Origin of the sequence: Nocardioides abyssi, from assembly GCF_030412915.1 — a bacterium.
In the GTDB taxonomy this organism is placed as follows: Bacteria; Actinomycetota; Actinomycetes; order Propionibacteriales; family Nocardioidaceae; genus Nocardioides; species Nocardioides abyssi.
This window is the reverse complement of sequence record NZ_JAUHJR010000011.1, coordinates 46858-69375: the sequence shown is the minus strand read 5'-3', so window position 1 is coordinate 69375 and position 22518 is coordinate 46858. Positions and strand designations below refer to the sequence as shown.

Sequence of the window (22518 nt, the reverse complement as noted above, 5' to 3'; positions counted from 1 at the left end):
ACCGGGTGCGGTCTGGATCAGCGGTTGCGCCACTGCGGGGCGCGCTTCTCCGCGAACGCCCGGGCGCCCTCCTGCGCGTCCTCGGAGGTGAAGATCGGCCCCATGAGCGCCGACTGGCGGTCCCAGACGTCCGCGGAGGACCAGTCGGCCTGCTCGGCGAGGATCCGCTTGGTGGCGGCCATGGCGAGCGGGCCGTTCGCGGTCATCCGTCCGGCCAGCTCGAGCGCCGCCTCGAGGGCGCCGCCGGGCTCGGTGAGGCGGTTGACCAGGCCGTACCGCTCGGCCTGCTCCGCGGTCATCGGGTCGCCGGTGAGCGCGAGCTCGTTGGCGACGTTCTGCGGGATCTTGCGCGGCAGCCGGACCAGCCCGCCGGCGCCGGCGACCAGGCCGCGCTTGACCTCCGGGATGCCGAGCTTGGCCTCGCGGGAGGCGACGACGACGTCGCAGGCCAGCACGAGCTCGCAGCCGCCGGCGAGCGCCCACCCTTCGACGGCGGCGATGAGCGGCTTGGTCGGCGGGCGAGTGGTGACGCCGGCGAGGCCGCGGCCCCCGGCCATGACGTCCTCGCCGGTGAGGAACGCCTTGAGGTCCATGCCGGCGCAGAACGTCCCGCCCGCGCCCGTGATCACGCCGACCGACAGGCCGTCGTCGGAGTCGAGCTCATCCATCGCGGCGGCGACGGCGGCGGACACCTCGGCGTTGACGGCGTTCTTGGCGTGCGGACGGTTGAGCGTGACGACGAGGACGCGCTCACGGCGCTCGACGAGGACGCTGGGCTCGGCGGGGCCGGTGGGGCCCGTGGGGTCGGTCATGGCGGTCACCCTGCCGGGCCCGGCCTGCGCCTGTCCACGACCTCGCTCGGTCGTCGGACGACCCCGGCTGCCTGCGCGCCCGCCGGGTACCGGCCGGCCATGACCAACCAGCCTGACGAGTCAGCCAGAAGCAGACCGGCCACCTCGACGACGCCGCCGAGGCCGCGCAGGAGTCCTCGACCACCGACGGCCCGGCCGCGGCCGGCGACTACGACCCCGCCCAGGGCTCCCCGGGCGGCGGCCACCCGGTCGGCGAGTCGTTCCCCGACGAGTCCGCGAAGAGCGGCGAGGAGGGCCACCCGCGCACCTGACGGGGACCTCCTCGGGGTCCTTCGGGCTCGCGGTCGGGCGGGTGGCGCAGGACACGGCGTACGCCGGAATCCCCGCCCGCCTCGTCCCGTTGTGACCCTCAGCCGGCCCGGTCCATGCCCCCGGGCTCACCCGTTGCCGCTACGAGCGGCCTTCCGCCGAGAGGCGGCTGTCGGGCCGGCGAGCAACAGCACGCAGCCACCCGCCGGGTAAGCCCCGGTCCGGGTGGCTGTCGTGTGTCCGCTCGGACGCTGCGGCAGCGCGTCCCGTTCGTCCAGCCTCGACCCCGGTGGCACGCCACCGACTGCGCTTCCACGTGGCAGACCACGTGAATCGTCGCGGAGAGACCTGACCAGCTCAGGACATGTCCGGGTGGGGTGCGGCGCGATGCAGCGCCGATTCATTCCACCGATGCACCGTCATCGGCCGACGGAGAGGACCAGACATGTCGTCGAAGGACGAGAAGAGCCTGCAGCAGGTGCTTGACAAGATCGCCTCGATGGACGAGCCGCGGCGCTCGGTCGTGCAGCGGGTGCACGAGGTGGTCATGGGCGCAGCCCCGGCCTGAAACCGCGCATCTGGTACGGCATGCCCGCCTACGCGCTGTCCGCGAGCACACCCGCGCTCGTCACGCTGCGCAACGACGAGCGGCAACCTCGCGCTGACCGAGAAGGCACCGCATCGGCCCGCTGGCGGCGCCGACGGCCGGCTGATGCCGGCCGCGTGGTACTTCGAGACGGTCGACGCCGCGACCGAGGAGCGCATCGCCGAGATGGTCCGCGCGGTCGTCGACTGACATCGGTGGGCCCCGTGGGACTCGAACCCACAACCAAGAGATTAAAAGACCCCGATCCTCCATCCGAGTAGTACTGACGCGTCGTCTCCAGCCCATGCTCCCCCGGCATGGTCGGCGATCGGAATCTGGCCTTGCGTGTACTGTCCGTGTGATCTTGACGGGTCCGTTAGCAACGCTGTTAGCGCGAAACGCCCGCGCGAAGTGATGTGTAACGCCGCGCCGAGTCACCCGTGGAACTAGGCTTCCCCTCCGCGACTCTTGAGCTGCAGGCCAACGGGAAGGTGGGGGTGTCGAGGCGGCTATGGCCACTGCACGCGTAGACCTCCACGACATCGCTCCGCCGGAGGCGCAGCCGATCCCCACATCAGCGGAGATCGCCAGTGGCGGTCGTACCCTCACGGCGATGCAGCGCATCACGTTCTACTCGCCCGAGGAATGGGAGATCTTCATCCGAGAATGGGTTCGTAGCCTTGACGAGGATTACGAGCAGGTCAAGCGCCTTGGCGGCGCTGGAGACCGTGGAGCGGATATCGCCGCCTTTCTGACTTCGCGGGGTTTTGAGGACGAATGGGATTGTTATCAGTGCAAGCACTATGACAAGGCCTTGCAGCCATCGGACGCATGGCCGGAGATCTTCAAGGTCTTTGAGACTGTGCTTCAAGGGGGCTACACCATGCCTCGGAAATACTTCTTCGTCGCTCCGCGCAACTGTGGGCCCAAGTTCGAGAAGTTGCTCAGCACGCCGACAAAGCTGCGTGAAGAGTTCCTCCGCCAGTGCGCTCCTAACGGATCTTTGGCCAAGGCCGTAGACAAGGCTCGGCTCGCTAAGGTGCTCAACCATGCGAAATCGGCGGACTTCTCCGTCTTCGATTGCAAACAAGTCGAGGACGTGCTCGAGCAGCACCGGAGGACTCCCCACTGGGCAGGTCGATTCGGAGGGCCGCTCCCAACGCGTCCACCGGCTAGCCCACCTCCTAGTTCGGTCGGTGGCGACGAGGCTCGATATGTCTCGCAACTCATGGCGGTCTACTCAGAGCGACACGGCACCGCGTTCGAGCCTGATGCGGCCGCAGAGCATCCTGAGGTTGGGGAACACTTCCAGCGCCAGCGAGAAGCTTTCTACTGTGCCGAGGCGCTGCGCGTGTTCGCTCGTGATCAGGTGCAACCCGGTACGTTCGAAGCGCTGCAGAAAGAGTTGTTTAGCGGTGTGGTTGAGATAGAACAACTCGACCACGCTAACGGTTGGGAAAGGCTGGGCCGCGTGCTCCACGCGGCAACTACCGTCGATCTGAGCGCTAATGGACTGCATCAAGTTACGCTTGCCACCGACAAAAAAGGCATGTGCCACCAGTTGGCGAACGACGACAAACTGCGTTGGGTCCGTTGAGATGCAGCCACTGAATAGCCCCGTGGAAGTTGGAATCCGCTCGTTGTTCCTGCTGCAGCATCAATACCCCAACGGCTTTGACCTGGGTCAGTTGGTGCTCCTTGATCACTGTGTGATCCATGCCGGTGATCTTGGTGGTCCGCCCAGCGTGCATCCCGAGTTGCCGAGTCGAGCGGGCGAACTTGGAATAAAGCGCACAGTCGTACAGCGCGGGCTCGGGGTCCTGTACTCGCTCGGACTAGTCGATGTCCGGCCTTCGGAAGACGGAATCCTGTTCTTCGCGTCTGAGGACGCTCGTCAGTTTCTCAGACTTCTCACTGCAGCCCATGCGGGTAAGTTGGACGAGTCGGCGGCTTGGGCCGTTGAGACATTCGCTGGACGAACGGCCGACGACTTGCGTGACCTGATGGGCGACTTGATGCATCAGAGGTCAGAAGAGTTCTATTCGGTTCCTGTTGGCCGGGAGGTCTCATGACTTCGCCTCTCCGCCTGGATCGCCTCACGTTCGTGGGTTCTCGCATCCCAGCCGCCAGCCTTGATTTCGACGACCGGCTGACGGTTATCCACGGGGCTTCCGATACCGGCAAGTCCTTTGTGCTGAGCGCCCTCGACTACATGCTGGGCGCGCAGTCGATCAAGAGAGTCGCCGAACTGGAGCAGTACTCGTCGGCTTTGCTTACTCTGACCGACTCTGGCGGCCAGTCCTACACGCTGTCGCGCGGTCTAGAGGGGGGTAACTTCTCGCTCTGGTTCGGATCGCACGAGACGGTGCCCAGTGGTTATCCAGATCGTATCCTCGCTGAGCGTCACGGTCAGCGGGGTGCAGACAACATCTCGGCCTTTTATTTGGACTTGGTCGGGCTCAGTGGCGCACAGGTCAGGCGAAATAGCCGCAATCAAACTCGTGCCCTATCAGTCAGGGACTTAGCGAGAATCTCTCTCGTAGATGAGACGGAGATGCAGGCGGAACAGTCTCCGGTGCTGACCGGCCAATACGTGACGAGCACCGCCGAAAAGTCCGTGTTCAAGATGCTGCTCGACGGTGACGATGACTCCGCGCTGGTAGCGCCTTCGACGGACCCTGACGAACGGGCAACGCGGGGCCAAGTGGAGTTGCTGAACAGCATCATTGAAGACCTTCGCCAAGCGGCCGAAGGTGTCGGTGATCAGGGTCAACTCGTCGCTCAACTTGAGCGGCTCAACAGTGTGATCGAACAAGATTCTTCGGACATGTCCGCTGCGCTCGCTCGAAGGGATGAGCTGGTCTCCCAGAGACAGGCTGTTAGCCAGCGCATGAGTTTCGAACAGGACCGGGTCTCCGAGGCGGACGCGCTGATTGCTAGGTTCGGGTTGCTGCTTGCGCAGTATGACTCCGACCTTGAGCGCCTTGAGCTCCTCGACGAGACTGGCGCGCTGTTGGGACTCTTTCGGGAAGACTTCTGTGTCGTGTGCGGGAGCGAACTGGGCGGCCACCAGGATCAGGACCACCAGGAGGAACAACCAGAGGGCTTGGCAGAGGCGGTTTCGGCTGAGCGCCGCAAGACCATGCTGCTGAGATCAGATCTCGTGAGCACGATGAATGACTTGGGCGAACAGCGGGAGCGATCGATCGCAGCAGTAACTGCAGCAGAGCGAGAGATTGGCGAGCTGGCGGCACAACTCGCTGAAACGGAAGCAGAACTGTCGCCCACCGCCGTTGACGTACGCCTTCTGGTCGATGAGAGATCGCAGGTCGAGCACGCTCTCGGTCTTTACGATCAGATTGCGACCTTAGAGTCCAGGCTTGCCGCCCTTGGTGATGGCAGGCAGGCTAAGGTCGTCGCAACGGTGGGGCCATCGAACCGGAGTGCAAGGGAGTTTGCAGACGAGGTGCGCGACGTGTTGCGCGCTTGGCAGGTCCCGGAGGCTGAGCATGTGCTGTTCGACTTCTCGACTTACGATCTGGTGGTCGGCGACCGTGCTCGGGCAAGCCGGGGGAAGGGCGTGCGGGCAATCCTTCACGCTGCCTTCACAGTCGGACTTGCGAACTACTGTCTAAGGCGAGACCTGCCACATCCCGGCGTCATCGTGCTCGACTCTCCGCTTGTTACCTACCGCCCACCCGGATACGTGAACGAGACCGTCTCGGCAGACGACGAGCCCGTGAGTGCTAGCGTCGCCGACGCCTTCTATCGATGGCTGGCGCAGTCCTTTGAGGGTCAGGCGATTGTCCTGGAGAACACGGCCCCGCCGCGGGACGTCGCCGACCGTGCGCAAGTCGTCGAGTTCACCAAGGTGGCAGACGCCGGACGGTATGGCTTCTTTCCGGTTGCCCCATGAACGCACGTCTAGGACACGTTCTCTGGCCGAGCGAAAAAGTGTGTGAGCAACCTCAGCGATCACGGGCTGTTTGCGGCGATTGCTCCGATCATTTACCGGGGGGAGGGTAGTCATGGAAGAGTGCATCCACGGCATGAATCCGGAGTGGTGCGCGCAGTGCCAAAGGGCCATTGAGGGTTACCCATCCTCCGGTTCCAGACAAGGAAAGCGTCGGATCGACCCCGCAATGCGAGACTTGATCGGCCACGGCCTCCTGCCGGTAGGAGCTCGCTTACATGCCCTTTACAAGGGCCACCGGTTCGAAGCGGTGGTTCAAGCAGATGGCGTCCTCGCGTCCGAAGGGCGATTGCACGATTCACCGAGTGGTGCGGCCTCCAGCATCACAGGCACCGCCGTCAACGGCTGGACTTGGTGGTCCTACGGTGCTGCGACTCTCGCAGACTTAAGGAGTCGATTGGACTAGTAACCCACGGATTCGCTATCCGCGGACACCCCGTTGACCTGCGGAAACGGTGGTTCGCTAACCGGTTGCTAACCGATTGGGTGCCGCCACCTGCCTCTGGTCGGCAAGCCAACGCCCGACCTCGTCGACCAGGGTGTTCGCGGCGTCGGCGTAGGTCACTCCGGGCCCGGCGTTCCAGCACAGGTTCGTCAGAGTTACGTCGCCGACCTGGAGGGAAGGCCTCGCGGCCGGGCCCGTCGAGAAGGTGATGACGAGGGCGTGGCGGGCGCGGTATCCCGTGGCGAAGGTGACCGCTTGGTAGAGGTGAGCGCTGTCCCAGTCTCCGCCTTGCAACTGGTACTTGACGTCGCCGACAGCCAGTCCTCGGTCGAAGACCAGATCGGGGTTGAGGGTCTTGGTCGAGGGCGGCAGCAGTAGGTTCTTGTTGGTCACCAGGTATTTCCCCTGCAGCCGCCGCGCGAGAAGGTTGCGGATGCCCCCCTCGACGGGTTCAGGGGTCCGCAGCAGGAAGGCGGAGGCGGGGGTGTCCCCGGCGTCGAGGTCGAGGCTGCTGCCGCTCAGCACCAGCTTGGCCAAGGACAGCGCCTGTCGGTAGTACCAGGTGCGGGGGCCCACTTCGACCGCAACGTCGGCGGGCCGCACGGCGGTCACGCCGTCGAAGTGCCCGATCAGGCGGTTCGCTCGGCTGCGGGTGTCCGGCTGCGCAAGCGAGCTGCGGGTCACGAGCCGGACGGCGGCGAGGAGCACGCGGTTGATTGCATTGTCGACGTCAAGTTCGTCGTACTCGCACAAGACCTCGGCGCGTCCGGCGAGGAGTCGGAGGGACGTGGCCTGGACGTCGATCCGGCCGCGAACGTGACCGAGCGTGTCGTCGTGCGCACGATACTCGCGGATGAGGTCGCCGCGGAGCACGTCCTCACTGGCGCTGACGAGCCACCGAGCCACGAGCTCGAAGAGGTGGTCCCCGGTCCCGACGTCCACTGACGCTGTGGCGACTCGCGGCAGGACACCGCCTTCTGTGAGGAGGGCGAGGACGTGGTCGCCCGGGACCTTCGGGTGCACCGGGATGACGGTGCCGCCAACGCGGATCACGCCGATCGCATCGACCACTCGCACCTCCCAGCCTCCGTGCCGGGCCCGTCGCACGTGAATGGCCGAGGTGCCTTGGCCGGCGGGATCGGTGGACGGCTGCCCGGCGTTGCCCCACCACGTCGCCTGGCCCGCGAGCGCTCGCCCCAGTGCAGCGGCGGCGTCGGCCTGGGCGTCGGTTAGCGCTAGCGGCTTCCACTGCGACTCGCGCAGTGTCGGGGCTCCGGCGTCAGGCATCGGGCCAAAACTGGATCAGCGTCAGGCTGGCGGCGACGTCGGGACGGTCGAAGAAGTACTCCTCGAACAGCGGCTGCAACTGACGCTGCCAGACGGCGCGAAGTGCGGACACGTCAAACCCGTCGCGCATGAAGAACGAGTGGCCGACGGTGTGGTGCCGGTCGAGCAGCGAGGTGAGCCGCTCGTTCAGCCGTTCGAAGCCGTCGATGAGCCCCGGGACATCCGAGGCGTTCGTCTCGTAGAACCGTCGCAGGATCGCGGCGCTGGGCGGGCAGTCGAAGACCTCGAAGCGCCGTCGGAGGGCAAGGTCGATGCTCCGGATGCTGCGATCTGCGGTGTTCATCGTGCCGACGAACAGCAGTTGCCTGGGCAGGGTGTAGGCGGCGGTGTACATCAGGTCGACGGGATCGCCGCGATATTCGAGTGCGTAGAGCAGCTCGCCGAAGACCCGAGGGAGGTTGGCGCGGTTCATCTCGTCGAGCACCAGGACGTGGTGGGCATCGGACTCCTCGTCGATCTCGCTAGCCATCCGCAGGACCGCACCGTCGACGCGCTCGAAGGTTATCGACCCGTTGGCGGTGGGCTGCGGACGCAAGCCCTCGATGAACTCCTCGTAGCCGTACGACGGGTGGAACTGCAGGACGCGGTGGCCGAGGGGGCGGTCCTGGGTCAGGAAGCGCGCGACCGCGCGGGCGATCCACGTCTTACCCGTGCCCGGAGGACCGGCCAGGACCACCTGCGGGCGGCGCTCCAGCGTGCCGATCAGGTCCTCCAGCCAGTCGCGATCGCAGAGCGTCTCCCGTTCCAACCACGCCATGTCGAGTAGCGGCAGAGGCGCAGCCAGCCCCGCCGGACCGCGCGGGTCCGAAGCCCGGTTCTCCGGCGCGTCCGCGTCGCCGACCGTCGAATCGGCTGCAGAAGCGGGTGACCACAGTTCGTACATCAGGAGGGGACTGGTCTGGTTGCTGAGCGCACCTGCTGTCGCCGACGGATCTGGGTTCGTGCTGAGTACGAGGTGGTTGAGCGGCCAGTCCGCCGCGATCGGCCGAAAGTCGGACAGCCGAAGGAAGAGGGTGTGGTGCTCCTCGCCGTAGTAGTCCGGGACGCGCGCCTCGTCGACAGCGGTGCGATCTGTGACGACATCCTCGACGGTCGTGCGCCACGCTTCACCCGTTCGGTACAGGTAGCAGTACGTCGGTCGTCCGGCCGCGAGCTGGTCGCGGACCAGCTTCAACCGCTGCGGACTCATCGCACTGGTGCCCTGCTTCCCGATCTTGCCCCACCAGACGCTGCCCAGCCGGTCGGCGACCTCTCGGTGACGTTCCACGGTGTCGGCGCGAATGTCCCGGCTCCACTTCATGACCAGATGCACCGGTTCCGGCTCCGGCGGCGACGTCAGGCCCGCAGACTGCACGTCCTGCAGCATCTCGATCAATTGCAGGAGGTGCGTGTGCAGCTCTTCATCGGGAGGGACGCTGCCGAGCTCGTACTCGAAGGCGAGGGCGCTGCCCGCCTCGTAGGACTGCGGTCGCTGGTTGTGCGAGCGCAGGTCGATCGTGGCGACGGTTCCGGGGCGGGGCCCCAGCGCACGGCGCAGGTCGAGCGAGCGCTTCTGGAGGACTGACCCGCCGCCCGCGACGGTCGTGGTCCCCTGAGCTAGGCACAGGTAGACGGCAGACCCGTCGGCTGCAAACAGGTACACGAGGTAGGTGCCGCTTCGAGCGCTCGTCGTGAGGCTCGGCGGGAACAGCGCGACCCAGGGCACGTCGGCGTCTGAGCCGTACCCGGTGCTCGCCTGGACCTCGAGATCCTCGGTCACCGGGATGTACCCGCGAAGGGCTTCTGGCACTTGTACCCGAACTAGGTCCTTGACCTCCGCCGCGATGAACCCGTCAACACGGTCGCGGAGCCCGCGCATCGCAAGTTCCAGGGACTCCGAAAGGTTGCCCGCGGGGGTGGCCTCGAGGGTGTGACCGGCAACTCGTGGCGGTCCCGGGCGAGGGGAGTTGAAGCGCGGCTCGAGGGCGTCGATCAACTGATGCTTGCGGGCCTCCGGGTCTGCGGTGTACTCGACGTCTACCGTGCAGCTGGCGAGCCAGTCCGCGATCTCGTCCCGGCTCGCCGGGCGGCCAAGCGTCGAGTCCAAGTGCCGGCCGACCTTGTCGTGGAGAGCCGACGCTTGCCGGTCGCCGGTCAGGTGTTGATGCAGGCGGCTGCGGGTCCTGCGGCTGGAGCCGACATACAGGCAGCGGTCCTGGTCGTCCCACACGATGTGGACGCCGGGCTCGTCCCTGAGCGCACGGAGGTGCTCGTGATCGAAGCGACACCGCAAGGTATCTGCGTTGACTCTGCTACCGCTGTTGTCGCTCATGTGCGCATCCTTCCGTCTGCGCTCATGCAACAGCACTGCGGCGGCTCGCGGCGGCGAAATCACGCAGGGGCCAGCCCCTGCACCCCGCTGGGGGCTCCGGCATCCCTTCGGGATCACTGCCATGCCCCCAGGCCCCCGGGCCCGCTGTGCGGGCGACGGCACGGACCGGGTCCTTGATGGACGGGACCCGGTCCGGTTTGGGTGGAGTAGAACAAGACGGCGTCGTATTGCTGCAGGTCAGCGGCGGGCCTCGACACTCGCCGTGTGTCGGACGGACGCTTCTGAGTTAGCAGCGGGGTGGTGACCAGCGTCCCCCGAGCCCGTGCTCGACGCAGGTGGTGCCGCCGACGCCCTTGTCCCAGAGGTGGATGGGGAGGACTAGGCAGCGAAGGCGCGACTCGTCATCGAGTAGTTCTAGTTCCTTCGCTCGACGGATCGCCTGCCAAACCTGCTGCCGGCTCGGGGTGGCGACGGCCGCGTCGTCGCGTCGGCGGGTCACCAGGAAGCCTGTCAGTTCGTCCTTGCGGAACTCGGCGTGCCCGATGCGGTTGGCGCGAGCGAGGGCAGCGAAGAAGATCCTGATGGACAGCGCCAGCTCGGTCTTGCTCGCCAGCCGCTTGCCTTCCTTCTGGTTGATCGCGCCCCAGTCCTCGAAATCGGGCGTGATCGCGCGGCGAGCCCGACCGTCGGACGCCATCAGTTGTCCTCCAGGTCGGCGGCCTCGACGCCCAGGAGGGTCATCAGCGGTCGGATCGGGACGACCAGACGTCGTCCGATCCGCAGAGACGGGATCTCGTCGTTGTGGATGGCTTCGTAGCAGGCGCTGCGGCTGATGCCGAGCACCGATGCGGTCTCGTCGACGGTCAGGGTGGCTCGGTAGCGCAGCGCGGCGGCGATCTGTTCGGGCATGTCCTGATCTTCTCTGACTGATTAGGTGTTGACAAGACGTTATCAGTCTCCATAAGGTCGTCACGTCCGATCAGGCTGATGACGTACGGGGAGTGTCGATGTTCGAGGTGCAGGCGGATGGCTTTACGGAGGTGCCGTGGATCGACGGCGATGACCGTTGGACGGTCGTTGTCGAATGGGGTGACATCGATGGTCGGCGCGAGGCCGTGGGGCTGCGTCTGCGACAGGCGAGCCCTCCCCGCCGTCCCGTGACGACCTCGACCCTGCGCAGGTTGCGGGTCGCCGACGTCGTGGCTCAGGCGCGACAGCAGGAGTACGAGAAGCATGGGGGCAGCCTGGTGGCGGCCTACCGCGAGGCCGAGGCCGGTAACCGGGAGAACCAGCACCTGTTGGAGCAAGTGTCGCCCGGTCTCATCGAGGACATGGAGCGGGAGGCTGCGCGATTCGGCGATGGGGGTCGCGGCCGCCCTCGCGAGTACGGCGAGGACCACTACGCCGCAGTTGCCGCGATCTACGTCGAAGCTCTTGCGGCTGGCCTGCCGCCGCTCCAGGCTGTCGCTCGGACTAGGCACGTCAGCAGGCCCACTGCGGCTCGCTGGGTCGCGCGAGCACGTGCGTTGGGTCTGCTTGGTCCTACTACTCCCGGTCGAGCGAGCCGGTGACGCGGCAGTGGCGTGACGAGAGGGGCGACAACGGATGAGCCTTGGGGGGCATGTATCTCGGCGGTGCGGGTGTCCCGTGCTGCGCGACGTCGATGGAGCGCCCGTGCGTGATGAGGGCGGCAAGGCGGCTCGCGCCCACCGCCCCGGGTGCCGACCGGCATGGCAATACGTGCACGACCTGCCGCCGGGGCCAGGTGGCAAGCGGCGGCAGAAGACCAAGGGTGGATTCAAGACTCAGCGCGAGGCGCAGCGTGCCCTGCGGGCGTCGTTGGACGAGGTGGATCGCGGCTACGCCGCTCCGACAGGCCGCCGTCTGACGGTCGGCCAGTACCTCGACGATTGGCTCGAGAGCAAGGTCAACCTGCGCTGGACCACAGCCAACTCGTACGCCGGCCACATCCGCCTGTACCTGAAGCCAGCCATCGGCCACGTCCGGTTGAGCGACCTGCGGCACGAGCACGTCCAGGAGATGTTCAAGGCGCTACGCACGAGGCCCGGTCGTGCCTTGAGTCCGCGGACGCTCCAGCGGGTCAAGGCGACCTTGAACAGCGCGCTCAACGACGCGGTCAAGCGCCGGCAGTTGGCGTTCAACCCGGCGGCACATGTCGAACTTCCTCGGGTCGCGGCCAGCGACCGCGTCACGTGGACGCCGCCCGAGCTCCGATACTTCTTGAACTTCTCCCGCGACGACGACCTGTACGCCGCTCTCTACCTCACCGCGATGACAGGCCTGCGGCGCGGCGAGGTGGCGGGTCTGAGGTGGGCAGACGTCGACATGGACCAGGCCCGCCTGCTGGTCGCCAATGAGCGCGTCGAGGCGGGGGCGCGGATCGATGACCTGCGTCCGAAGACGTCGAGCAGCGAGAGGTACGTCCTGCTCGACGTTGCGACCGTTGACGTGCTCCGGGTCCACCGGCGCGCGATGGAGGAGCGCTGGAGCATGGTCGGCCGGCCCGACCACGACTACGTCTTCACCGGCCCCGATGGCGGGCCGATGCGACCGGAACTTCTCTACCGTCGACTGCAGCGCCTTGCTCGGCGTGCAGGACTTCCGGTCATCCGGTTCCACGACGTCCGACACACGCACGCGACCCACGCCCTCGAGGCCGGGATCGCCATGAAGGTCGTCCAGGATCGCCTCGGACACTCCTCGATGTACCTGACGGCCGATACCTACAGCCACGTGCAGCCCGCCGTCGCGGCGTCGGCAGCGGAGCAGGTCGCGCGGCTCGTCCTTGGCGCTCACGGTTTGGCGTTAGCAGACGGTGAGCATGGGGACCCGGCACCCGGAACTGAAGTTGGCGAGCAAGCGCGTACGAGCAGGTCAGACTTGGTGGGCCCCGTGGGACTCGAACCCACAACCAAGAGATTAAAAGTCTCCTGCTCTGCCCATTGAGCTAGAGGCCCGGGCGTATGGCAGGAACCCTCGGGACTTCTCTGGCAAGGAGCCCGGGAACGAGCCATACGGAGCTCGCAGCCTAGTGCCCCCACCTCCGGGCCAGCCGACCTAGGGCTTCCGGTCAAGTGCCCCCACCTCCGGGGCCAGCGGACCTAGGGCTCCCAGTCAAGTGCTGTCGGGCACCCGCCGCGGTAGGACGAGCATGGCGACGGCCGCGTCCTGGAGACTCGAGGCGGGTGCGCCTGGTCCTTACCGAACGTAGGCGACGTGGCTGGCGCGTCGCGGAGCGGAGGTTGGGGCGTCACGTCCTTGGCCGGCGTCCTGCCCGCCGCGACCCCGGAGGAACCATGACACTTCTACCGAAGGTGTTCCTGCTCGCGGCGCTCCTTCCCGCCGCCCTCGGGGTCCCCTCCTCGTCCACGGCCCACGCACTGGACGGGCCGCCGGAAGCTCCGCGTGCAGCCGCAGCCGCAGGCGTCAGCGTCACGCTGGCGGCCAGCTCGACGTGGGTCGAGCAGCACGACACGGTGACGCTGCGCGGGAAGGTCGTCGGCGCGCGACTGCCGGCACGGGTGGTGATCTACCAGAAGGACCGTGGGCCGGGGTCTGCGTGGCACGTCGAGGCGCGCAAGCGCACCTCCACGTCTGGGAAGTTCCGGCACACCGAGGACATCCGCAGCGGGGACCGGAAGTACCGGGCCTGCGTGCAGGGACGATGCAGTCGTGCGGTGACCGTGCGGATGGGCACGCCGCCGCAGGATGCCGAGCCGACCGCCGTCACCATCGAGGCCGCCAGCGCCACCGAGGTCGAGGCGGGCGTGCCCTTCACCCTCAGCGGGACCGCCAGCAACCTCGACGGCCGCCGACTGAAGGTGCAGGCGTACGACGCCGGCGCCAGGTCCTGGGGTGCGATCGGGGGTGCCCAGGTGAGCGAGGGTCAGTGGACGGCCACGGTGGCGGTGACCACGGCCGGACGTGGGCTGCCGCTACGAGTGGTGTTCCCGGGATCGGTCGGCCTCGCCCCCTCGGCGAGCGAGCGACTCACGGTCGACGTCTACGGCTGGTACTACCTCTACGACCGGACTCCGCCGCAGGTGGACGAAGGTGGAGAGGAGCCGGACTACGGCTCGTGGAGCGTCAACGCGGTGACGTACGCGAAGTCGATGGCGATGGCGGGCTCGCCGGGCTACACCAGCTGGGGCGAGTACGACCTGTCCAAGTCGTGCCGACGGTTCGAGGCGACGGTCGGCTTGGACGACGCCGCCGAGTCGGCGACCCGGTCCACGGCGACCATCAAGGTCGACAGCGTCGAGATGTGGACTCAGGGCGGCCTGGCGCTCGGGCAGAGCCATCCGGTCTCCGTGGATCTCGCGCACGGTCTCCGCCTGCGCATCGAGGCCACGGAGACCACGTTCGGCAGGGGGTACGTCGTCTTCGGGAACGCGCGCGTGTCGTGCGCCTTCTGAGTCCGCCGGACGGGCCCGTCCTCAGCCGGGGTCGAGCACCCGGCTGAGGAACCGCCGGGTGCGCTCCTCGCGCGGGTCGGTCAGCACCTCGGGCCCGCCGCGCTCGACGATGCGGCCCTCGTCGAGGAAGAGCACCTGGTCGGCGACGTCGCGGGCGAAGCGCACCTCGTGGGTGACGATGACGAGGGTCCAGCCCTGCTGGGCGAGGTCGCGGACGACGTCGAGCACCTCGCCGACGAGCTCGGGGTCGAGTGCGGAGGTCGGTTCGTCGAGCAGCAGCACCTCCGGGCGCAGCGCGAGCGCCCGGGCGATGCCGACGCGCTGCTGCTGGCCGCCGGACAGCTGCGCGGGGTAGGCGTCGTCCCGGCCCGCGAGGCCGACCTGCGCCAGCAGCGCCCGGGCGTCCTCGACGGCCTCGGCCCGGTCGCGGCGCTGCACCTGCACCGGCCCCTCGATGAGGTTCTCCAGGACGGTCCGGTGCGGGAAGAGGTTGTGGGACTGGAAGACCATGCCGCTGCGGGCACGGAGGGCCTTGACGGCCTGGCGGTACGCCGCCTTGCCGGCCGGGGGCTCGCCGAAGTCGAGCCGCGCGTCGCTGATGCGCACCAGCCCGGCGTCGGGGGTCTCCAGCACGTTCAACGACCGCAGCAGCGTCGTCTTGCCCGAGCCCGACGGGCCCAGCACGGCGGTGGCCGTGCCCGCGGCGGCGGTGAAGTCCACCCCACGCAGCACCGGCTGGTCGAAGGACTTCTCCAGCCCGCGGACCTCGATCAGCTCGCTCATGCCACGTACCTGCTCAGTCGTCGTTCGAGGGGACCCTGCGCCACGCTCACGACGTAGCAGACGACCCAGAAGTAGAGCGCCGCCAGCGCGTAGAGGGGGAGGTACTCGGTCGTCGCGGCCGCGGTCACCTGCGCCTCCCGGAACAGCTCAGGCACCAGCACCAGCGAGGCGAGCGAGGTGTCCTTGATGAGCGAGAGCAAGGTGTTGGACAGCGGCGGCACCGCGATGCGGGCGGCCTGGGGGAGCACGACCCGGCGCATCGACTGCCCGTAGTCCATGCCGATGACGGTCGCGGCCTCGTACTGCCCGCGCGGGACGGAGAGGATCGCGGCGCGCAGGATCTCCGCGGCGTACCCACCGACGTTCAGGCTCAGCGCGATGATCGCCGCGGGGTAGGGATCGAGGTCGACCCCGATCTGGGGCAGGCCGTAGAAGACGATGAACAGCTGCACGAGCAGCGGCGTGCCGCGGATGACGGAGATGTAGAACCGGGCGATCCAGTCCAGCGCGCGGATCGAGGAGAGTCGGGCCAGCGCGGCGGCCAGCCCCAGCGCGAGCCCGATCACGAAGCTCGCCGCCGTCAGCGGGAGGGTGCCCTTCAGCAGGCCGACGAACATCGGCCACGCGGTGTCCTGGACGACCTCCCAGCGGCCACGGGTGTCGGAGGCCTGGACGTCCACGTCGGTGGTGCCGCCCTCGACGGTGACGTCGGCGCCGAAGTAGCCCTCGGAGATCTCGGCGAGCGTGCCGTCCTCGGTCAGCGCGGCGATCGCCGCGTCCGCCTCCTCGCGCAGCTGCGTGTCGCGGCGGGTGAAGGCGAGCGCCTGCTCGAGGACCTCCTCGCCGGCCGGCCCGGCGATCTTCACCTCGTCGGTGCCGGAGGTGGCCAGGTAGTCCAGCACCGCGATGTTGTCGTTGACGATCGCGTCGACGCGGCCCTGGATCAGCAGCTCGACGCCGGGGCCGAAGTCCTGGACGTACTGCACCTTCGCGCCGGCGTTGCGGGCGACCTCGGCCCAGTTGCTGCTCGCGGTCTGCGCGCTGGTGCGGCCCTCGAGGTCCTCCAGCGAGGTGATGTCGTCGGTGTCGGCGGCGGTGACGACCACGCCGCGCGAGTAGGTGTAGGGCGTGCTGAACAGGTAGCGCGCCTCGCGCTCGGGCGTGACCGTCACCTGGTTGGCGATGACGTCGAGGCGCCCGGAGTCCAGCGCGGGGAAGAGCGAGTCGAACGGCGCCTCCACGAACCGCAGGTCCCATCCGGCCTCCTCGGCCACGGCGCGGACGATGTCGACGTCGAAGCCGGTCAGCTCGTTGGACTCGGGGTCGCGGTAGCTGAAGGGCGGGTAGACCCCCTCGGTCCCGACGCGTACGACGCGTGGCTGGTCGCCGTCGGCGGGTGCGGCCCCGGCGGGCGTCAGCGCGAGACCCGGCGCGAGGACCGCCAGGAGGCCCAGCAGGAGCACCACCAGGAGTCCTGGACGGGGCCCCCGCAGCGCGCCGCGGCGGGCCGGCGGCGGAGGGGTCGGACGGGTCTGCGGCACGTCTCTGCCGTACCCGTCCGGGGCCCGGATGACTCCGCGCAGGAGGTCTCTGGCACGGGTGGTTCGCAGGACCTTCACCCCCTGCTTCCACAGAAGTCGCTCCGAAAGGTTTGCAAGCGGCCCGGGCTTGGTACTGTCGTGCCTGCAACAGGTGCAAGTTCCAGCTGGTCTGACGCCCGCGGAGTTTGTGATCCAACGGCGTTTTCGTTCTGTGGTGCAACCAATCACGGGTCGGAGCGACGTGTCACCGCATCTGGTGCGGGTCGCCGAGGTGGCGACTCTCGCCCCGACGAAAGAGGATTGAGCACAATGGCTCAGGGCACCGTGAAGTGGTTCAACGCTGAGAAGGGCTTCGGCTTCATCGCGCAGGAGGACGGCGGCGACGACGTCTTCGTGCACTACTCGGCGATCCAGACCCAGGGCTACAAGTCCCTGGACGAGAACCAGAAGGTCGAGTTCGACGTGACCCAGGGCCCCAAGGGTCCCCAGGCCGAGAACGTCCGCCCCGTCTGATCCCTGCGAGCTCACGCTCGTAGCAGGACGGAGCGCCGGGCAGCACCTGCCCAGGTCTCTCACACGAGGCCCCACCCGCACGCGGGTGGGGCCTCGTGCCATGTCCGGGGCCGTTCCCGGACCTTGCCGCCGGTCCATCACGGGCGCCGACCCCCCGGGGCCGGCCAGGGTGGTCCGCGCCACCCAGGAACCACCCGTCCGGGCCACGGTGTCGGACCAGGTTTGACCGTAGAGTGGCCAGGGAAGGTTGGAGCGGATGAACGAGGAACGACAGGCCGCGAGCGAGCACAGGGAGACTGGCGTGCACGATCAGTTCGACGTGACGCTCGAGGACGCCGACCTGCTCGGCGAGGTCGAACTGACGACCAACCTGATCATCGCCGCGAGCGAGTCCGACGAGCACCTCAGCGACGACGAGATCGACCGCATCCTCGGCGTCACCCCGCAGCCCCGCCGCGAGGACTGACCGCCCGGCCCCTCGCGCCCGCGCCGCGGCGTACCCCGGCTCCGAACCCGCCCGACCACCTGGTCCGGCGGGTTCTTGCGCGTCCGGACCTGCGCCGTCGGTTTGAAACGGGTACCCCCTATGGGTATGGTCGAGGTGTGGACGACCAGACCCCCGTGCCGACGCACGAGCACCAGCACGGCTACCTCTCGCACAAGGACGACTACCTCAAGCGGCTGCGCCGCATCGAGGGTCAGGCCCGCGGCCTGCAGCGGATGGTGGAGGAGGAGCAGTACTGCATCGACATCCTCACCCAGGTCTCCGCGATGACGAAGGCGCTCCAGGCGGTCTCGCTGGGGCTGCTGGAGGAGCACATGAACCACTGCGTCGTCGACGCGGCCCGCGCGGGCGAGGCCGAGGGCAGGGAGAAGGTCGACGAGGCCATGGCCGCGATCACGCGCCTGGTGAAGTCCTGACCCCTGCCGCGCACGACCACCCCACGAATCCCGGAGGAGAAGACATGAGCACGAGCACCACCTGGACCGTCACCGGCATGACCTGCGCCCACTGCGAGGCGTCGGTGCGCGAGGAGATCGGCGAGCTCGCCGGCGTCGAGTCGGTCACCGCCGACCACACCAGCGGCGAGGTCGTCGTCACCAGCGCCGAGCCGCTCGACCGGTCGGCCGTCGCGGCCGCCGTCGCCGAGGCCGGCTACGAGCTGTCCTGATGCGTACGTCGACGCGCGTCGCCGCCTTCGTCGCGATGCTGGCCCTCGTGCTCGCGGCCGGGTGGGCCGGCGGCCGGTGGCTCGGTCCGGACGAGGAGAGCGTCGCGACCGACGGCTCGACCCACGGGCACGACGACGCGGCCGCCGGCGGGCACGGCGGCGGGCACGGCGATGAGCACGGAGCTGCCGGTGCCGCGGCCGCGGCCGGTCTGCAGGTCAGCGAGCACGGGCACACGCTGACGCTGGCCGAGCCCACGCTGCCGAGCGGGCGCCAGGAGCTCGCGTTCACGATCGAGGGCGAGGACGGGCCGGTGACGGCGTACGACGTGGCGCACGAGAAGCGCCTGCACCTCGTCGTCGTGCGCCGCGACCTCACCGGCTTCCAGCACGTCCACCCCGCGATGGACGACGACGGCACCTGGCGCGTCGACGTCGACCTCGAGCCCGGGCCGTGGCGGGTCTTCGCGGACTTCAAGCCGACCGGCGGCGAGGCGCACGTGCTGGGCGCGGACCTCCTCGTGCCGGGCGACTTCGAGCCCGAGGCGCTCGGCGAGCAGGAGCTCGCGGCGAGCGTGGACGGGTACGACGTGAACCTCGGCGGCGGCTTCACCGTCGGCACCGCGTCGACCGTGACCGCGACGGTGAGCAAGGACGGCGAGGTCGTCGAGCTCGAGCCGTACCTCGGCGCGAGCGGCCACCTGGTGGCGCTGCGCTCCGGCGACCTCGGCTACCTGCACGTGCACCCCGAGGAGGGCGACCGTGCGGAGTTCCACACGGCGTTCCCGTCGGTGGGCGCCTACCGGCTCTTCCTGGACTTCAAGCACGACGGCGTCGTGCGCACCGCCGCCTTCACCGTGCAGGTCGGGGGTGCGGGCCACGACCACTCCACCCACAGCCACGGCGACGGCTCCGGCGACGACCACGGCGACGGCTCGGGTACTGGTGACGAGAGCGGCGAGGGTGACGGGCACGACCATGAGCACTGACCTGACCACCGACGGGACCACTGACGGGACCACCGACGTCGAGCTGGCGATCACCGGGATGACCTGCGCCTCGTGCGCCAACCGGATCGAGCGCAAGCTCAACAAGCTCGACGGGGTCGAGGCGAGCGTCAACTACGCGACCGAGAAGGCGCGCGTGCGGTACGCCGAGTCCGTGACGCCGGAGGACCTCCTGGCCACCGTCGAGGCGGCCGGCTACTCCGCCACGCTGCCGACGTCCGAGCCCGCCGGAGCCGGCTCCGGCGAGATGGGCAGCCGCGACGCGGAGCTCGACGCCCTGCGCGACCGGCTGGTCGTCAGCGCGCTGCTCACCGTGCCGGTCATCGCGATGGCGATGGTGCCGGCGCTGCAGGTCGACCACTGGCAGTGGCTCTCGCTGACGCTCGCGGCGCCGGTCGCGGTCTGGGGGGCCTGGCCCTTCCACCGCGCGGCCGTCGTCAACGCCCGGCACGGCGCGACGACGATGGACACCCTGGTCTCGGTCGGCGTGACGGCGGCGTTCGGCTGGTCGCTGGTCGCGCTCCTCTGGGGCAGCGCCGGCGACCCGGGCATGACCCACGCGTTCGAGCTGAGCGTGGACCGCACCGACGGGTTGTCGAACATCTACCTCGAGACCGCCGCCGGTGTGACGACGTTCCTGCTCGCCGGCCGGTGGTTCGAGAAGCGGTCCAAGCGCCGCGCCGGAGACGCCCTCCGCGCGCTGCTCGACCTCGGCGCCAAGGACGTCGTGGTGCTCCGCGACGGGGTCGAGACCCCCATGCCGGCCGACCGGCTGGCCGTGGACGACGTGTTCGTGGTGCGGCCGGGGGAGAAGGTCGCGACCGACGGCGTGGTCGAGAGCGGTACGTCCGCGGTGGACGCCTCGATGCTGACCGGCGAGCCGGTCCCGGTCGAGGTCGGCCCGGGCGACGCGGTCACCGGCGCGACCGTCAACGCCGGCGGGCGGCTCGTCGTGCGCGCCACCCGCGTCGGCTCCGACACCCGCCTCGCGCAGATGGCGCGGCTGGTCGAGGACGCGCAGAGCGGCAAGGCCCGCGCCCAGCGGCTCGCCGACCGCGTCTCCGGCGTCTTCGTGCCGGTCGTCATCGCGCTGGCCCTCGGCACGCTCGGCTTCTGGCTCGGCACCGGTGTCGCGACCTCGGCCGCGTTCGCCGCGGCGGTGTCGGTGCTGATCATCGCCTGCCCGTGCGCGCTGGGCCTGGCCACGCCGACCGCGCTGCTCGTCGGCACCGGCCGGGGCGCCCAGCTCGGCATCCTGGTCCGCGGGCCGGAGGCGCTCGAGCAGACCCGCCGCGTCGACACGGTCGTGCTCGACAAGACCGGCACGGTCACCACCGGCCGGATGGCCCTGGTCGACGTGGTCGCCGCCGACGGCACCGACCCCGCCGACGTACGCCGCCTGGCCGGTGTGCTCGAGTCGGCCTCGGAGCACCCGATCGCGCGGGCGGTGGCCGACGGGCGCACCGGCACGGTGACGGACTTCGCGAACCTGCCCGGCCGCGGGGTGCGCGGGTCGGTGGACGGCCACGACGTCGTGGTCGGCCGGCCGGCGCTGCTGGCGGAGCTCGGCACGCCGCTCGACGACGCTCTCCTCGCCGCCGTCGATGCGGCGGAGACCGCGGGCCGCACGGCCGCGGCGGTCGCGTGGGACGGCGCCGCGCGGGGCGTGCTCGTCGTGGCCGACACCGTCAAGGACGGCTCGGCCGAGGCGGTCGCGCGGTTCCGGGAGCTCGGCCTGGCACCGGTGCTGCTGACCGGTGACAACGAGCGCGCCGCCCGTGCGGTGGCGCTCGAGGTCGGCATCGACCCCGACTCGGTCGTCGCCGGCGTCATGCCGGAGGACAAGGTCGCCCACGTGCGGCGGCTGCAGGCCGAGGGCCGGGTCGTCGCGATGGTCGGCGACGGGGTCAACGACGCCGCCGCGCTCGCGCAGGCCGACCTCGGCATCGCGATGGGCGCCGGGACCGACGTCGCCATCGAGGCCAGCGACCTGACGCTGGTGCGCGGGGACCTCCGGGTCGCTGCGGACGCCGTACGCCTCTCCCGGCGCACGCTCGGGACCATCCGGTCCAACCTGGTGTGGGCGTTCGGCTACAACGTCGCGGCGCTGCCGTTGGCGGCCGCCGGGCTGCTCAACCCGATGCTGGCGGGGGCCGCGATGGCGCTGTCGTCGGTGTTCGTGGTGGGCAACAGCCTGCGGCTGCGGACGTTCCGCTGAGGGCTCAGCAGGTCGCGAAGAGGATCGGGCCGGTCGAGAGGTCGCTGAGCACGTAGCTGCCCTCGGTCGGCTCGAGCTCCATCGTCACGACCTTGCCGTCGGCGGCGACCCGGCCCAGGTCGAACCGGTCCGCGAAGTCGCCGCCCTGGCCCGGCGCCGGCCCCGCCGCCAGCGTCGCCCGGGCGTCGGCGTCCTGGCGGGCGCGGTCGCCGTCCTCGAGCGCCATGGCGACGCGTACGCCGCCGCCGGGCTGCGCCGCCATGACGAACCCGGTCAGCGGGTGCACCCCGCCGGCCGCGTCGGTCAGGCGCTCGCCCTCCTCGGCGTCGGCCGGGTCGGCCTGGCCCATCGCCAGCGCGCTGCAGACGTGGTCGCCGGTGTAGACCGCCGCGCTCACCGCGTCGCCGGCGGCGTCGACGGCCGCGTCGAGGTCGTCGTCGACCCCGCGGTCGGCGTCGCGCTCGACCAGCCCGCGCAGGTAGTCGGCGTTGTCGCTGCCGAGCACCAGGTCGCGGTCCTCGTCCAGGGCCAGGTGGGCCAGCTCGGGGGTCACGCCGACGCCGGCCACCAGGTCGTCGCCGCCGCCCCAGACGCCGGTGTCGTCGTCGGGCTCGTCGTACCCCAGCCGCCGCAGGCGGTCCGCGACCGCGTCCGTGCCGCCGTCGGCGACCCGCATGACCACGACCGCGCCGGCCGCGCCCTGGCTGAACAGCTCCCACTCCAGGCTGGCGGGGGAGAAGCCGTAGCGCGCCTGGAGCGGCTCGGCGCTCTCGACCAACGCCGAGGTGGAGGCGAGGTCGGCGTCGAAGGCGCCGTCGAGCAGGCGGCGCACGTCGTCGGTGGGGGAGTCGGCGTCCACGTCGCTGTCGAGCTCGGCGCGGACTGCGGCCCAGTCGGTGAAGGAGAACCGTTCGCCGTCCGCCGGCGCCAGCGTCATCGCCCGCTGCAGGTCGGTCGTGTCGCGGCCCGACCACCATCGCCAGCCGGCGAACGCGGCTCCGGCGACGACCACGAGGGCCACGGCGACCGCCAGGAACCTCCACCGCCTCGGCACGGGTGTGAGACTAA

21 protein-coding genes, 1 tRNA gene and 1 pseudogene are annotated in these 22518 nt (G+C 69.3%); 14 read left to right on the top strand and 9 right to left on the bottom strand.

Features of this window, described 5'->3' with window-relative positions:
* Positions 1-17 precede the first annotated feature (17 nt).
* Entirely contained in the window at positions 18-812 is a 795-nt protein-coding gene (locus QWY29_RS18475; RefSeq protein WP_300962665.1) for a crotonase/enoyl-CoA hydratase family protein, read from the bottom strand.
* A gap of 754 nt (positions 813-1566) precedes the next feature.
* On the opposite strand from QWY29_RS18475, the gene QWY29_RS18470 reads away from it, so the two are divergent.
* From QWY29_RS18470 to QWY29_RS21095, 5 genes are all read left to right on the top strand, one after another.
* Positions 1567-1689: a hypothetical protein gene (locus QWY29_RS18470; protein ID WP_300962663.1), complete on the top strand. Its 123-nt coding sequence runs from the start codon at positions 1567-1569 to the stop codon at positions 1687-1689.
* A gap of 631 nt (positions 1690-2320) precedes the next feature.
* Positions 2321-3304 carry an ABC-three component system protein gene (locus QWY29_RS18465; protein ID WP_300962661.1) on the top strand — a complete coding sequence of 328 codons (984 nt, stop codon included), beginning with the start codon at positions 2321-2323 and terminating at the stop codon, positions 3302-3304.
* Positions 3216-3779 (top strand): ABC-three component system middle component 2, encoded by a 564-nt coding sequence (locus QWY29_RS18460; protein ID WP_336621852.1) that lies wholly within the window; start codon positions 3216-3218, stop codon positions 3777-3779. Before QWY29_RS18465 ends, QWY29_RS18460 begins: the two co-directional genes overlap by 89 nt.
* Positions 3780-3811: 32 nt before the next feature.
* Positions 3812-5623, top strand: coding sequence for an SMC family protein (locus QWY29_RS18455; RefSeq protein ID WP_300962658.1), 1812 nt, complete (start codon positions 3812-3814; stop codon positions 5621-5623).
* A 112-nt stretch (positions 5624-5735) separates the two neighbouring features.
* Positions 5736-6086, top strand: a complete 351-nt coding sequence (locus QWY29_RS21095) for a restriction system modified-DNA reader domain-containing protein (RefSeq protein ID WP_369292666.1) — start codon at positions 5736-5738, stop codon at positions 6084-6086.
* A 57-nt stretch (positions 6087-6143) separates the two neighbouring features.
* On the opposite strand, the gene QWY29_RS18450 is transcribed toward QWY29_RS21095, so the two are convergent.
* The 4 genes from QWY29_RS18450 to QWY29_RS18435 all read right to left on the bottom strand — a co-directional run bounded on the left by QWY29_RS18450 (position 6144) and on the right by QWY29_RS18435 (position 10692).
* Positions 6144-7412 (bottom strand): McrC family protein, encoded by a 1269-nt coding sequence (locus QWY29_RS18450; RefSeq protein ID WP_300962657.1) that lies wholly within the window; start codon positions 7410-7412, stop codon positions 6144-6146.
* Entirely contained in the window at positions 7405-9783 is a 2379-nt protein-coding gene (locus tag QWY29_RS18445) for an MrcB family domain-containing protein (protein ID WP_300962655.1), read from the bottom strand. The genes QWY29_RS18450 and QWY29_RS18445 overlap by 8 nt, the downstream gene beginning before the upstream one ends.
* A 286-nt stretch (positions 9784-10069) precedes the next feature.
* Positions 10070-10480, bottom strand: a complete 411-nt coding sequence (locus tag QWY29_RS18440) for a hypothetical protein (RefSeq protein WP_300962653.1) — start codon at positions 10478-10480, stop codon at positions 10070-10072.
* Positions 10480-10692, bottom strand: coding sequence for an excisionase family DNA-binding protein (locus QWY29_RS18435; RefSeq protein WP_300962652.1), 213 nt, complete (start codon positions 10690-10692; stop codon positions 10480-10482). Before QWY29_RS18435 ends, QWY29_RS18440 begins: the two co-directional genes overlap by 1 nt.
* A 98-nt stretch (positions 10693-10790) precedes the next feature.
* Between QWY29_RS18435 and QWY29_RS18430 the strand changes: the two genes are divergently transcribed.
* Both QWY29_RS18430 and QWY29_RS21090 read left to right on the top strand, forming a co-directional pair.
* Positions 10791-11354 carry a hypothetical protein gene (locus QWY29_RS18430; RefSeq protein WP_300962650.1) on the top strand — a complete coding sequence of 188 codons (564 nt, stop codon included), beginning with the start codon at positions 10791-10793 and terminating at the stop codon, positions 11352-11354.
* A 34-nt stretch (positions 11355-11388) separates the two neighbouring features.
* Positions 11389-12483, top strand: a pseudogene (locus QWY29_RS21090) (tyrosine-type recombinase/integrase); the annotation flags it as partial.
* Between the two features lie 202 nt (positions 12484-12685).
* On the opposite strand, the gene QWY29_RS18420 reads toward QWY29_RS21090, so the two are convergent.
* Positions 12686-12761 (bottom strand) — tRNA-Lys (locus tag QWY29_RS18420).
* Between the two features lie 339 nt (positions 12762-13100).
* Here QWY29_RS18420 and QWY29_RS18415 point away from each other — a divergent pair.
* Positions 13101-14219, top strand: coding sequence for an NPCBM/NEW2 domain-containing protein (locus QWY29_RS18415; RefSeq protein WP_300962646.1), 1119 nt, complete (start codon positions 13101-13103; stop codon positions 14217-14219).
* A gap of 21 nt (positions 14220-14240) precedes the next feature.
* On the opposite strand, the gene QWY29_RS18410 is transcribed toward QWY29_RS18415, so the two are convergent.
* On the bottom strand, positions 14241-15002 hold the full coding sequence (locus QWY29_RS18410; RefSeq protein ID WP_300962644.1) for an amino acid ABC transporter ATP-binding protein: 762 nt from the start codon (positions 15000-15002) through the stop codon (positions 14241-14243).
* Complete coding sequence (locus tag QWY29_RS18405) at positions 14999-16468, bottom strand: ABC transporter substrate-binding protein/permease (RefSeq protein WP_300962642.1); 1470 nt, start codon at positions 16466-16468, stop codon at positions 14999-15001. Before QWY29_RS18405 ends, QWY29_RS18410 begins: the two co-directional genes overlap by 4 nt.
* 384 nt (positions 16469-16852) lie before the next feature.
* On the opposite strand from QWY29_RS18405, the gene QWY29_RS18400 reads away from it, so the two are divergent.
* The 6 genes from QWY29_RS18400 to QWY29_RS18375 all read left to right on the top strand — a co-directional run bounded on the left by QWY29_RS18400 (position 16853) and on the right by QWY29_RS18375 (position 21450).
* Positions 16853-17056, top strand: coding sequence for a cold-shock protein (locus QWY29_RS18400; RefSeq protein WP_056863399.1), 204 nt, complete (start codon positions 16853-16855; stop codon positions 17054-17056).
* Positions 17057-17357: 301 nt separating this feature from the next.
* Positions 17358-17522, top strand: coding sequence for a hypothetical protein (locus tag QWY29_RS18395; RefSeq protein ID WP_300962640.1), 165 nt, complete (start codon positions 17358-17360; stop codon positions 17520-17522).
* Between the two features lie 137 nt (positions 17523-17659).
* On the top strand, positions 17660-17977 hold the full coding sequence (locus QWY29_RS18390) for a metal-sensitive transcriptional regulator (RefSeq protein WP_300962639.1): 318 nt from the start codon (positions 17660-17662) through the stop codon (positions 17975-17977).
* A 44-nt stretch (positions 17978-18021) separates the two neighbouring features.
* Positions 18022-18228, top strand: coding sequence for a heavy-metal-associated domain-containing protein (locus tag QWY29_RS18385; protein ID WP_300962638.1), 207 nt, complete (start codon positions 18022-18024; stop codon positions 18226-18228).
* Positions 18228-19214 carry a DUF8832 domain-containing protein gene (locus tag QWY29_RS18380; RefSeq protein WP_300962637.1) on the top strand — a complete coding sequence of 329 codons (987 nt, stop codon included), beginning with the start codon at positions 18228-18230 and terminating at the stop codon, positions 19212-19214. Before QWY29_RS18385 ends, QWY29_RS18380 begins: the two co-directional genes overlap by 1 nt.
* Positions 19204-21450 (top strand): heavy metal translocating P-type ATPase, encoded by a 2247-nt coding sequence (locus QWY29_RS18375; RefSeq protein ID WP_300962636.1) that lies wholly within the window; start codon positions 19204-19206, stop codon positions 21448-21450. Before QWY29_RS18380 ends, QWY29_RS18375 begins: the two co-directional genes overlap by 11 nt.
* Before the next feature lie 4 nt (positions 21451-21454).
* Here the strand turns inward: QWY29_RS18375 and QWY29_RS18370 are convergent, their stop codons facing one another.
* On the bottom strand, positions 21455-22504 hold the full coding sequence (locus QWY29_RS18370) for a hypothetical protein (protein WP_300962635.1): 1050 nt from the start codon (positions 22502-22504) through the stop codon (positions 21455-21457).
* Positions 22505-22518 lie beyond the last annotated feature (14 nt).

Coding starts and splice junctions, on each gene's coding strand:
- QWY29_RS18475 (WP_300962665.1), bottom strand. CDS start 812: ATGACCGACCCCACGGGCCCCACCGGCCCCGCCGAGCCCAGCGTCCTC.
- QWY29_RS18470 (WP_300962663.1), top strand. CDS start 1,567: ATGTCGTCGAAGGACGAGAAGAGCCTGCAGCAGGTGCTTGACAAGATC.
- QWY29_RS18465 (WP_300962661.1), top strand. CDS start 2,321: ATGCAGCGCATCACGTTCTACTCGCCCGAGGAATGGGAGATCTTCATC.
- QWY29_RS18460 (WP_336621852.1), top strand. CDS start 3,216: ATGGACTGCATCAAGTTACGCTTGCCACCGACAAAAAAGGCATGTGCC.
- QWY29_RS21095 (WP_369292666.1), top strand. CDS start 5,736: ATGGAAGAGTGCATCCACGGCATGAATCCGGAGTGGTGCGCGCAGTGC.
- QWY29_RS18450 (WP_300962657.1), bottom strand. CDS start 7,412: ATGCCTGACGCCGGAGCCCCGACACTGCGCGAGTCGCAGTGGAAGCCG.
- QWY29_RS18445 (WP_300962655.1), bottom strand. CDS start 9,783: ATGAGCGACAACAGCGGTAGCAGAGTCAACGCAGATACCTTGCGGTGT.
- QWY29_RS18440 (WP_300962653.1), bottom strand. CDS start 10,480: ATGGCGTCCGACGGTCGGGCTCGCCGCGCGATCACGCCCGATTTCGAG.
- QWY29_RS18435 (WP_300962652.1), bottom strand. CDS start 10,692: ATGCCCGAACAGATCGCCGCCGCGCTGCGCTACCGAGCCACCCTGACC.
- QWY29_RS18430 (WP_300962650.1), top strand. CDS start 10,791: ATGTTCGAGGTGCAGGCGGATGGCTTTACGGAGGTGCCGTGGATCGAC.
- QWY29_RS18415 (WP_300962646.1), top strand. CDS start 13,101: ATGACACTTCTACCGAAGGTGTTCCTGCTCGCGGCGCTCCTTCCCGCC.
- QWY29_RS18410 (WP_300962644.1), bottom strand. CDS start 15,002: ATGAGCGAGCTGATCGAGGTCCGCGGGCTGGAGAAGTCCTTCGACCAG.
- QWY29_RS18400 (WP_056863399.1), top strand. CDS start 16,853: ATGGCTCAGGGCACCGTGAAGTGGTTCAACGCTGAGAAGGGCTTCGGC.
- QWY29_RS18385 (WP_300962638.1), top strand. CDS start 18,022: ATGAGCACGAGCACCACCTGGACCGTCACCGGCATGACCTGCGCCCAC.
- QWY29_RS18380 (WP_300962637.1), top strand. CDS start 18,228: ATGCGTACGTCGACGCGCGTCGCCGCCTTCGTCGCGATGCTGGCCCTC.
- QWY29_RS18375 (WP_300962636.1), top strand. CDS start 19,204: ATGAGCACTGACCTGACCACCGACGGGACCACTGACGGGACCACCGAC.